We start from the raw sequence: 11,111 nt of genomic DNA, 5'->3' as shown, positions 1-11,111 counted from the left end.
ACCCGGCAGCACCCGGCAGCACCCGGCAGCACCCGGCAGTGCCCGGCAGCGCCCGGCGGTCAGCGCCCGGCGGTCAGCACCCGGCAGCGCGATCGCGCCGCGCAACTCGGCCTGCGTCCTCCGCCATCGCGCCAGCACCCGCCCGATTTCAAAGCAAAAAAGCGTCCGTCGGACGCTCATTCGCCTTGTGCCATATACGCAGCCATCCTAAGCTTGGACTACACTTGACTCCCGAAGCTGGTATTACCCGAATTCACTTGATTGTCGTTCTTGCGCAGCCACGCTGCCGCTCGAAAAATCCCGACGAGTGAAACAGAGTCGACGATGTGCGACGTCATGCACATGTCGATCGCGTCGCAGAGCGGCACCTTCCGCACCACAATCTGCTCGGTCTCTTCGAGATGGCTCTCGCCGTAGGACAGTTCGCGGGCCAAAAATACGTGGCTCATTTGCGTCGAAATGCCGCCGCTGAGCGCGAATTTGCCCAGGTCGATCCAGTTCGCGGCGGCAATTCCGGTCTCTTCCGCGAGTTCCCGTTTGGCCGCGGCGAGCGGCGATTCGCCGTCGCGATACTGACCGCTTGGAATCTGCAGAGTCGTCACGCCCAGCGGGAAGACGAATTCTTCGAGCAGGACGATGTTGTCATCGTCGTCGATGACCACTGTCCCCGCGTTATGGCCGGCGTCGATCACGCCATAGATCCCTTCACTGCCGTCGGGCCGAATCACCTGGTGCTCGACGACGCGAATCCATGGATTCCGGTAAGCCTCCCGGGTTTGGGTGATGGTCCAGTCTCCACGCCTCTCCATGCGGCAATCCCCCCTGACGTTTTGCGAGAATCAGACACCGAACTTGTCCGGCGCCTCCCGCCATTTCATCAGCAAGGGAATCTCCGACTCCTCGATATCTCCCCGCTCCAGCGCGACTTGCAGCAACGCCTCATACGGCACCAGACGATAGGCCGGAATGCCTGTCTCATCGGATTTCTGCTGCGCGATGGAAAAATCGTAGGAGAGAATGGTCAATATCGCCATCACATCCACCCCTGCGTCGCGGAGGGCTTGCGCGGCATTGTAGGCGGACTTGCCAGTGGATAGCGTGTCTTCGACGACAATCGCCTTCATCCCCGGACGGGCATAGCCTTCAATCTGCTTGCCGCGGCCATGTGCTTTCGCTTCGGATCGGACGTAGGCGTTCGGCAATCCGAGGCGATCGGCGAGAATCGAAGCGTGTGGGATACCGCCCGTCGCCGCCCCCGCAATCAATTCCACAGCCGGAAGTTCCGTCGTGACGATGGACTCGAACCCAGCGATGACGGTGTCGCGCAGAATCGGATAGCCGAGAATGAGCCGATTGTCGCAGTAAATAGGAGATTTCCAACCGCTGGACCACGTGAACGGCTGATTCGGGCGCAGCTCGACAGCGCCGATTTGCAGCAGTCCGCGGGCAATCGTGTACGAAACTTCATCAATGGGTTCATGCATCGAGTTCATGATTGGAATCACTCCTGCATTTCATATTGTGCCAGTGGTCTGCAAGCGCGACGAGCGGATCCGGCGCCTGCAAAACAGCCCGCGCGAACACAAGCCGAGTTGCGCCAGCCGCCAAGGCTTCGTATGGTGTGCGGGTGCGCGCCTGATCGTGGGTATCCGCGCTCGCGAGACGAGTCCCGGGCACAACGCGTTCAAAGTTGGGCGCGACGCGCTCTTTCAGAAGATCCAGTTCTTGCGCAGAGCAGACGATGCCATCCAAACCGGACGCCTGAACCAGATCGGCCAGGCGCAGCACAGCGCCTGACGCCGAGCCGAGCAGGCCGAGTTGGTTGATATCGTGATCGTCCAGACTGGTGAGGACCGTCACGCCAATCAACAGCGGCTGGTACGGGCTGTCGTCAACCGCCCGGCGGGCGGCTTCCAGCATCGCCCGGCCGCCCAAGGCGTGGACGTTGACCATCTCAATCGGGTATTGGCAAATGGCTTTGAGCGCACCGGCGACGGTATTGGGAATGTCGTGCAGCTTCATGTCGAGAAAGATGCGCAAATCGCGTTTCAACAGCGTTTCGACGAACGGCATGCCTGCGCGATGAAACATCTCGAGCCCGATCTTGAAACCGTCGACGACGGGCGACAACCTGTCGACCAAGGTCATCGCCGCGTCTGGACTGTCCACATCCAGGCCAATATAGGTCGCTTTGCGGACGTCGTCGTATTCGGGAGCCATCAGTTGCGTCCGCAAATCGGCCGTCATGCCCGCCACCCGCTCGCCGGAATCTCATTCGTTGGGTGATCGCCCAACGCCAATGTTTGAAAGTGAATCAATTTCATGATGTCGAGGACGGATCGGACCGTATCGAGCGACGTCAGACACGGGACGCCATGCTCAACCGCCGTGCGCCGGATGCGGAATCCATCCCTCTCTGGTTTCAAACCTTTCGTCAAGGTGTTGATGACGAGTTGGATTTTCCCTTGGCGAATGTCGTCCGCGAGATTCGGCGTGCCTTGGGCCAGCTTGTTGACGATACGGACTTCGAGTCCCCGATCCCGCAGGTACTTCGCGGTGCCTTCCGTCGCGGCCAGCCGATAGCCCAGTCGGGCGAATTCCGAGAGCAGCGGGAACGCTTCCTCCTTGTCCTTGTCGGCAATCGTGGCAAGGACGGTGCCGTGTGCGGGAATGTTCGTCCCCGCGGCGAGCATGCCTTTGTAGAGCGCCTTTTCGTAGTGTGTGTCGCGCCCCATCACCTCGCCCGTCGACTTCATTTCAGGCCCAAGACTGATGTCCACGCGATGCAGCTTCGCAAACGAGAACACCGGCACCTTGACCGCGACGGTATCCGCTTCGGCCACGCGCCCGTCCTCGTACCCCAGTTGTTTGAGCGAACCGCCGCACACCGCGTGCATCGCGGCGCGGACCATCGGAACACCCGTCACCTTGGAGAGGAACGGAACCGTTCTCGACGAACGCGGGTTGACCTCAATCACTTCGACGACATCGTCATGCACGATAAATTGGATATTCATCAATCCGCGAACTTTCAGCGCCCGGGCGATTCGCATCGTGTAATCGTCGATGATCGTCTTCACCCGCTCCGACAGGTGCTGAGGCGGATAGACCGCGATGGAATCGCCGGAGTGAACGCCGGCCCGCTCCACGTGCTCCATGATGCCTGGGATAATCACGGTGTCGCCGTCGGAGATGGCGTCCACCTCCGCTTCGATCCCGGCGACATACCGATCAATCAGCACCGGGTGCTGATCTGACACTTCCACAGCTTCGTCCATGTACTGCAAGAGTTCGTCGGTGTTCGAGATAATCTGCATGGCGCGGCCGCCAAGGACGTACGACGGGCGCACCAATACCGGATAGCCCAGTGATTCCGCCGCCTCCACCGCCTGTTCCACCGTGGTGACCGTCTTTCCGAGCGGCCTTGGAATATCGAGTCGAGTCAGCAGTTCGTCAAACTTCTCCCGATCTTCCGCCGCGTCGATACTTTCACGCGACGTGCCGAAGATCTTCACACCCGCGTCAGCCAGCGGACCGGCGAGGTTGATGGCCGTCTGTCCGCCAAACTGGACGATGACCCCTTCCGGCTGCTCGCGATCGATCACGTTCAACACATCCTCGATATCGAGCGGCTCGAAGTACAGCCGATCCGACGTGCTGAAGTCCGTCGATACGGTCTCCGGATTATTGTTGACGATGATGGCTTCGTAGCCCTCCCGCCGCAACGCCCACACCGCATGCACGGTGCAGTAGTCGAACTCGATCCCTTGACCGATGCGGATGGGTCCGGAGCCAAGCACGAGGATTTTCTTCCTGTTCGACGCTGCGACCTCGTCCTCGCGTTCGTACGTACTGTAGTAATACGGCGTCGACGCCTCAAACTCGCCCGCGCAGGTATCGACCATCTTGTAGACAGGAACCAATCCGCGTTCCTTGCGCCAAGCTCGGATGGTCATGGCGTCCGTGCCGAGCAGGCGGGCGATTTCCCGATCTGGGAAGCCGTTGCGCTTGGCGATGGTCAACAATTCGGCATGGTTCTCGAACACGGTCGGGAGCGCAACGCCTGACTTGCCGAGTTGGCCCAGCTCGCGCTCGATCCCGATGAGGCTTTCAAGATGCCACAGGAACCAGCGATCGATCTTGCTCCATCGGTGAATTTGTTCCACCGTGATGCCGCGCCGCAAGGCTTCGGCGATGGCGAAGATGCGGTCGTCGTCCGCGACGGTGATCTTCTTCTCCAGTTCCGTGTCGGACCATTGGCCAGCGCCCTTCATCCACAAGGAGTACGTCCCGATTTCGAGGCTTCGGATGGCTTTCATCAACGACTCGCCGAACGTTCGGCCGATGGCCATGACTTCGCCCGTCGCCTTCATCTGCGTGCCCAGGGCCCGATTGGCCGAACGGAATTTGTCAAACGGCCAACGCGGAATTTTCGTCACGATGTAGTCCAAGGCCGGTTCAAACGCCGCATAGGCTTCTCTGGTCACCGGATTTTGCAATTCGTCCAGGCGATACCCAACCGCAATCTTCGTCGCAATCCGGGCAATCGGATAGCCAGTTGCTTTCGACGCCAGCGCGCTGGACCGACTTACGCGCGGATTGACCTCAATCACATAGTAATTGGACGAATCCGGATCGAGCGCGAGCTGCACGTTGCAGCCGCCTTCGATGCCAAGCGCGTTGATGATGTCGAGGCTGGCGTTGCGCAGCATCTGATAGTCTTGATCGGACAGCGTCTGGCTCGGCGCGACGACGATAGAGTCGCCAGTATGTACGCCGACGGGATCGAAATTTTCCATGTTGCAGACGACAATCGCCGTGCCGTTGCTGTCGCGCATCACTTCGTACTCAATTTCTTTGTAGCCCGCGATACTCTGCTCCACGAGCACCTGGTGAATCGGCGACAGGGTCAAACCGCGTTCGACAATCTCGCCGTACTCCCGCCAATTGTAGGCGATACCGCCGCCGGTGCCGCCCAAAGTGTACGCTGGCCGGATGATAATGGGGAAGCCGACCTCTTCGGCAAACGACTTCGCCTCCGCCTCGGTGTGAACGATCTCGCTCTTCGGCACAGGCTGGCCGATTTCACCCATCAATTTGCGGAACAACTGGCGGTCTTCCGCCTTTTCAATCGCTTCGAGCGGCGTCCCGAGGAGTTCCACGCCCTCCTGTTCCAAAATGCCGCTCTTTGCCAGTTCGACGGCCATATTCAAGCCCGTTTGGCCGCCAAGCGTCGCCAATAAGCCATCTGGGCGCTCCTTGCGAATGATTTGCGCCACGAAGTCGAGTTTGATGGGTTCGATGTAGACCCTGTCCGCGATGTCCTGATCCGTCATGATGGTTGCCGGGTTTGAATTGACCAGGACGACTTCGTAGCCTTCTTCCTTCAAGGCCTGACAAGCCTGTGTGCCTGCGTAGTCGAATTCCGCAGCCTGCCCGATGATGATGGGACCGCTGCCAATCACAAGAATCTTCTTAATGTCTGTCCGTTTAGGCATGCGCAAACCGCCCCTCTCGCACTGCTGTCATCATGGCCATGAACTCGTCAAACAGATAATTGGAATCGGTCGGGCCCGGCCGCGACTCTGGGTGATACTGTACCGAAAAGACCGGTTCCGTCTTGTGGGCGAGCCCTTCCACCGTTCCATCGTTCAAGTTGACATGCGTCAATTCGAGCGGCGTGTCGGACAGCGAATCAGCGTCGACCATGTAGCCGTGGTTTTGTGAAGTGATGTCGATCTTGCCTGTTCTCAGATTCTTCACCGGATGGTTGGAACCCCGATGTCCGAATTTCATCTTGGATGTCTTCGCGCCGCAAGCGAGCGCAATCAGCTGGTGGCCAAGGCAAATGCCAAAGATGGGAACCTTGCCAATCAAGCTGCGCAGGGCTTCGATGGCGAACGGCACATCTTCCGGATTGCCCGGTCCGTTGCTCAACATGACGCCGTGAGGGTGCCACGCCAGGACGTCTTCGGCGGTCGTCGTCGCCGGAACCACGATCACGTCGCAGCCTCGATCCAGCAAACCGCGCAGAATGCCAGCCTTCATGCCATAGTCGATGAGAACGACGCGGTGCCCAGGCCCTGGCGAACGATAGACGGTCTGGGTCGTCACGTGCTTAACCGCGTCTGGCAAGGCCCCCTCGTGCATGCGGGCGAGAAGTTCAGAAGTTGGCGTATCTTCCGTGGTGATGACCGCGCGCATGGCGCCGACGTTGCGGATGGCTTTCGTCAACTGGCGCGTGTCGATCCCGGCGATCCCGATGATGCGATGCTTCTCCAAGTACGCCGAGAGCTGATCCGTCAGTTTGAAGTGTGAAGGATTCTCGGAAAACGTCCGTACGACGAAGCCTCGCACGTAAGGATGGCGCGATTCGACGTCGTCGACGTTGACGCCGTAGTTGCCAATCAACGGATAGGTCATGGTGACGATTTGTCCGTAGTACGACGGATCCGTCAAAATTTCCTGGTACCCAGTCATACCCGTGTTAAACACGACTTCCCCAAAGCGCTCGCCCGCCGCTCCAAAGTTTTCTCCCTCGAACGTCAATCCGTTTTCGAGTATCAAACGCACGCGGCGTTCTGTTGGCCTATACATCCCACTCATGCGAGTCTCTCCTCTCCAGCTTCAAAAATCGTCCGACCCGCTTGGATGGTCCGGCGCACAAGCCCTGTCACTCGCCATCCCGCGAACGGTGTATTTCTTCCCTTTGAATAGAATCGATCCGGATCGACAGCCTCTTCCGCAGTCAAATCGACAATCGTCAAATCCGCGCGGCCGCCGGGATAGATGGCTCCTCCTTCAAGGCCGAAGATCTCGGCCGGCCTGGAAGTCATCCCTTCCATCAACCGGCGAAGCGGGACGATCCCCGGCACCACGAGATAGGTATAAAGAAGCGAAAATGCTGTCTCAAATCCGACCATTCCAAAGGGTGCCAAGGCGATGCCCTGTGCCTTCTCAGCCGCGGTGTGCGGGGCGTGATCGGTCGCGATGATGTCGAGCGTGCCGTCGAGAAACCCTTCCAGGCACGCCGCCCGATCCCGCTCGCTCTGCAAAGGCGGATTGACCTTGAAGCGAGCATCGTCCGTGTCGATGATGGATTCGTCCAAGAGCAGATGGTGCGGAGTCACTTCGGCTGTCACGCGGATTCCACGAGCTTTCGCCCAGCGGATGATGGCGACCGACGGTTCGGTCGACACGTGGCAGACGTGCAAATGGGCGCCGGTGGCCTGGGCCAAGAGTACGTCGCGAGCGATCATCGCCGCCTCCGCTTCGACGGGAATCCCTTCGAGCCCCAGGCGCTTCGCCGCCTCGGGATGGAGCACCCCGCGGCCGGAGAGCGTTTCGTCTTCCGAGTGGATGATGATGGGCATGCCCAGCTCTCCCGCAATTCCCATCGCTTGCAGCATCCGTCCGCCGTGCTGGACACCTTTGCCGTCGTCGGACAAGCCGACTGCGCCAGCCGCTTTCAAACTTGCGAAGTCGGTGAGTTCTTCCCCTGCCTGACCGCGCGTGATGCAGGCGATGGGATGGACTTGCGTCTTCCCCACGTCCCGTCCGCGCCGGACGATATCCTCGACGATCTCGGCAGTATCGGTCGGCGGCTTGGTGTTCGGCATACACGCAACCTGCGTGAAGCCGCCTGCCGCTGCCGATTGCAGGCCGCTCGCCAGTGATTCCTTTTCGGTCAGCCCCGGATCCCGAAGATGCACGTGCATATCGATGAAGCCCGGCAGGATGGCGGCACCGTCAAGTGGAACGACGTGATCGGCAGGCAAATCGCCCTGGCCGATGGCCAGGATCCGGCCGTGATTCGAATCGTAGGTGACGCTGGCTTGTTCGAACGAACCTCGACCGGTGTCGTACAGTCTGCCGCCGTCAAGACGGATGATCATATCAGTTCCCCCTTCAGCAGATCGTCCAGCAGAGCCATACGCATATACAGCCCGTTTTCCGCTTGCCGGAAGTAGGCGGCTCGATGATCCGGATCGATGGCTGGGTCGATTTCACCGACGCGCGGCAGCGGGTGCAAAATTCGAGCGTGCGACGGCATCGAAAGCACGTGCTGCTGACGGATGGCGTAGTCGTCGGACGCGCACAGTTCACCATCGGCCATCAATCGCTCGGCTTGGATGCGCGTCTGATATACGACGTCGGCGTCGCGAACCGCACTGTCGACATCCGCGGCATGTTCCACGTGAACGCCGCTTGCGACGATTTGCCGTTCGAGATCCAGAGGCAATCCAAGCGGTTCGGGGTGGAACAGGCGAACGCGGATCCCTTTCATCTTGGACAGCAGCTTCAGGAGCGAGTGAACGGTTCGTCCGTATTTCAAGTCGCCGAGCACAGCGACGGTCAGATCATCGACCCGTCCAAGCTCGCGCCAAATGGTGTATACGTCGAGCAAGGCCTGTGTCGGGTGCTCGCCCGCTCCGGCGCCTGCATTGATAATCGGCACAGGGGAGTACGGTGCCGCCTCATCCATCTCCGCGTCGCTGTGGTGCCGAATCACGATGGCATCCGCATACGTACCTACCACTCGAAACACGTCCGCGAGCGTTTCACCCTTCTTGGAAGACGAATTCTCCCGCGCGTTCTCCGCGCTGATCACTTGCCCTCCCAAACGATATACGGCAGCTTCGAAAGATAGACGCGTACGCGTACTTGGCTCGTAGAACAGCGTCGCGACAATCCGTCCCGTCAACCGGGTCAATGCCTCCCGACGCGGCATTCGTCGCATTTGTTCGGCCAAATCCACCAACCGCATCGTCCGCTCGACGTCGAATTGATCGATGGTCAACGCGTGCATCATGAGACCACCCTCCGTCCTCTTGCCAGCGTCTACGGTTCCACTTTTCTCATACCCTTGACTATCGAGGGCCGTTCGCTCAAGCACGGTTGCTTTGAATCCAGACGCCATCAGCACCGTCAACCTCCTTCAGCCGAACGACAACCTGCTCATCGCGCGCAGTCGGCACATTCTTGCCAATAAAATCCGGGCGAATCGGCAATTCCCGGTGCCCCCGATCCACCAAGGCCGCCAATTGGACCGATTGCGCCCTGCCAGCCTGCATGATGGCGTCCAACGCAGCGCGCACCGTGCGGCCGGTGTACAGCACATCGTCAACCAGAATCACTTTCCTCCGGGCGACATCCACCTCAAGCTTTGCCCGGCTGCGTTCCGCGGACAGGTCGCGGTCGTCGCGAAACGGCGTCGGATCAATGGTGACACAGGCCACACGCTGCCCTTCAATCTCTTCCAATTTCGCGGCGATCCGCTCGGCCAGCACGACACCGCGCGTCACAATGCCCGCGAGAATCACATTGTCGAGGCCCTTGTTGCGCTCCAGGATTTCGTGCGCCATCCTCGTCAGGGATCTGCGCATCGCCGCATCATCCATAATTTGCGTCATATGTGTCATCCTTACCGCCCTTTCTGGAAACGAGTCCTGGAAGCTAAAAACGGCCGCCTCCCTGGAAGGAAGCAGCCGTTTACACTAAGTCCACACGAGGGTAGACTTAGCCAACTATCCCGACTCCTTTCCAACCTCACAGGATTGGATTAAAGGCAGTGCATTTTCTTGTAGCCTATCAGGTTCGATCCCGCCTGTCAATAGAACCAAACATCTCAGCCCATCCGTCCCGTCTCGAGATGCTGGATGAGGTCCTCCATATCCGGCGGCAGCGGAGAGGTGAGACGAACGGCCTCACCCGTCGTTGGATGGACAAAGCCAAGCGTCTGCGCGTGAAGCGCCTGTCCGTCGATAGGAAGCGTGTGCCGCCTACCGTAGACGTGATCTCCCGCCAATGGATGGCCAATCTGCGCGAAATGCACACGTATTTGGTGGGTCCGTCCCGTCTCCAACCGGCACTCGACCAAGGCGTAGTTGGGATACTGCCGGATCACGGAGAAGTGTGTAACCGCGCGCTTGCCTTCAAGCATCGCCTTCATCTTTTGGCGATCTTGCGGATCCCGCGCAATCGGCATGTCAATGGTCCCTGTGCGATGTTCCAGGGTCCCGTGGACAATCGCGATATATTGGCGTTCGACCGTGTGCAGGCGCAGTTGCTCAGTCAGCGCGTAGTACGCCTTGTCCGTCTTCGCGAACATGACCAGGCCGCTCGTATCCTTGTCGATCCGATGGACGACACCCGGCCTCATCTCGCCGCCCAGTTGCGAGAGCCGAATGCCGCGAGCCACGAGCGCGTTGATCACCGTGTTGCGCGGGTGACCGGCGCCAGGATGGACGACCAGGCCGCGAGGCTTGTCGACCACCACGACATCGTCGTCTTCGAAGACAATCGAAAGCGGCAAATCGTCCGGCTCAATCTCGAAAGGTTCCTCACTCGGAATCTCGACCTCGTAGGATTGTCCCGCTTCAATCGGATCGGATGGCTTGATCTTGCCCGCAGGGGTTCGGCGGACCAACCCATCCTTGACCCACGTCTGAACAACGTTGCGAGACACGTCGACGTCGTCTTCCTGCAGCCGCTCAGTCAACCATTTGTCCAGGCGCTCTCCAACGTCGCCCTCCGCGACATCGTAGATGGTTCGTATCGCTGGTCTCATCGCTTCATGTCCTCACTTTCGCTCGCTTGGGATGAACCTGAACGGAAGGAGCTGATCAGCAAAAGCAGGACCCCGATGTCGATAGACGCGTCCGCAAGGTTAAAAATGGCGAAATGAATGGTGTAAAAGTCCACGTAGTCGGTCACTGTATGTCCAGGCAATGCGAGCCGATCCGTCATATTGCCCAAAGCCCCGCCGAGCAATAGTCCGAGCCCAACCTGGGTCAGCGTTTCCAACCTGTACCGGTGGTGAAAATACAGAACGACGATAGCCACCACCACGGCAATCAACACGAAAAACCACCACTGATTTGGGAAAATACTGAATGCCGCCCCTGGGTTTTGCAAATGCAGGAACTCAACCACGTGCGGAATCACCACAGCCGCTTGCCCCACCGGCAATGCGGCACGAATCAACCACTTCAGCAATTGATCTGCCGCAATGACCGCGGCAGCAACCAGATATAGTCCGTATTTTGATCGCTTCAATACACAAATTCTCCTCGAGTCGCTTCTTGCCCGCACCCACCGTGACCCTCTTC

The 11,111-nt window shown here is 59.3% G+C and carries 10 protein-coding genes; all 10 read right to left on the bottom strand.

The window, feature by feature from the left end:
- Positions 1-218 precede the first annotated feature (218 nt).
- Complete coding sequence (locus tag AAC01S_RS06890) at positions 219-809, bottom strand: NUDIX domain-containing protein (protein ID WP_067620834.1); 591 nt, start codon at positions 807-809, stop codon at positions 219-221.
- Between the two features lie 30 nt (positions 810-839).
- The gene (gene pyrE, locus AAC01S_RS06885) at positions 840-1,493 is read right to left on the bottom strand and encodes an orotate phosphoribosyltransferase (RefSeq protein ID WP_157071084.1); all 654 of its coding nucleotides are present in this window, start codon (positions 1,491-1,493) and stop codon (positions 840-842) included.
- Positions 1,477-2,247, bottom strand: coding sequence for an orotidine-5'-phosphate decarboxylase (gene pyrF, locus AAC01S_RS06880; RefSeq protein WP_067620831.1), 771 nt, complete (start codon positions 2,245-2,247; stop codon positions 1,477-1,479). The genes pyrE and pyrF overlap by 17 nt, the downstream gene beginning before the upstream one ends.
- Complete coding sequence (carB, locus tag AAC01S_RS06875) at positions 2,244-5,498, bottom strand: carbamoyl-phosphate synthase large subunit (protein ID WP_067620828.1); 3,255 nt, start codon at positions 5,496-5,498, stop codon at positions 2,244-2,246. The genes pyrF and carB overlap by 4 nt, the downstream gene beginning before the upstream one ends.
- Positions 5,491-6,597 carry a glutamine-hydrolyzing carbamoyl-phosphate synthase small subunit gene (gene carA, locus AAC01S_RS06870; RefSeq protein WP_067620865.1) on the bottom strand — a complete coding sequence of 369 codons (1,107 nt, stop codon included), beginning with the start codon at positions 6,595-6,597 and terminating at the stop codon, positions 5,491-5,493. The genes carB and carA overlap by 8 nt, the downstream gene beginning before the upstream one ends.
- A 5-nt stretch (positions 6,598-6,602) precedes the next feature.
- The gene (locus tag AAC01S_RS06865; protein WP_067620825.1) at positions 6,603-7,895 is read right to left on the bottom strand and encodes a dihydroorotase; all 1,293 of its coding nucleotides are present in this window, start codon (positions 7,893-7,895) and stop codon (positions 6,603-6,605) included.
- Positions 7,892-8,920 carry an aspartate carbamoyltransferase gene (gene pyrB / locus AAC01S_RS06860; protein WP_245630111.1) on the bottom strand — a complete coding sequence of 343 codons (1,029 nt, stop codon included), beginning with the start codon at positions 8,918-8,920 and terminating at the stop codon, positions 7,892-7,894. The genes AAC01S_RS06865 and pyrB overlap by 4 nt, the downstream gene beginning before the upstream one ends.
- On the bottom strand, positions 8,889-9,422 hold the full coding sequence (gene pyrR, locus AAC01S_RS06855) for a bifunctional pyr operon transcriptional regulator/uracil phosphoribosyltransferase PyrR (RefSeq protein WP_067620822.1): 534 nt from the start codon (positions 9,420-9,422) through the stop codon (positions 8,889-8,891). Before pyrR ends, pyrB begins: the two co-directional genes overlap by 32 nt.
- A gap of 206 nt (positions 9,423-9,628) precedes the next feature.
- The gene (locus AAC01S_RS06850; RefSeq protein ID WP_067620819.1) at positions 9,629-10,570 is read right to left on the bottom strand and encodes an RluA family pseudouridine synthase; all 942 of its coding nucleotides are present in this window, start codon (positions 10,568-10,570) and stop codon (positions 9,629-9,631) included.
- Positions 10,567-11,058: a signal peptidase II gene (lspA, locus tag AAC01S_RS06845; RefSeq protein ID WP_067620817.1), complete on the bottom strand. Its 492-nt coding sequence runs from the start codon at positions 11,056-11,058 to the stop codon at positions 10,567-10,569. The genes AAC01S_RS06850 and lspA overlap by 4 nt, the downstream gene beginning before the upstream one ends.
- Positions 11,059-11,111: the final 53 nt, after the last annotated feature.

Origin of the sequence: Alicyclobacillus acidiphilus NBRC 100859 (assembly GCF_001544355.1) — a bacterium.
Taxonomy (GTDB): domain Bacteria; phylum Bacillota; class Bacilli; order Alicyclobacillales; family Alicyclobacillaceae; genus Alicyclobacillus; species Alicyclobacillus acidiphilus.
The sequence above is the reverse complement of the archived record's forward strand: the minus strand, read 5'-3'. Positions and strand labels throughout refer to the sequence as shown.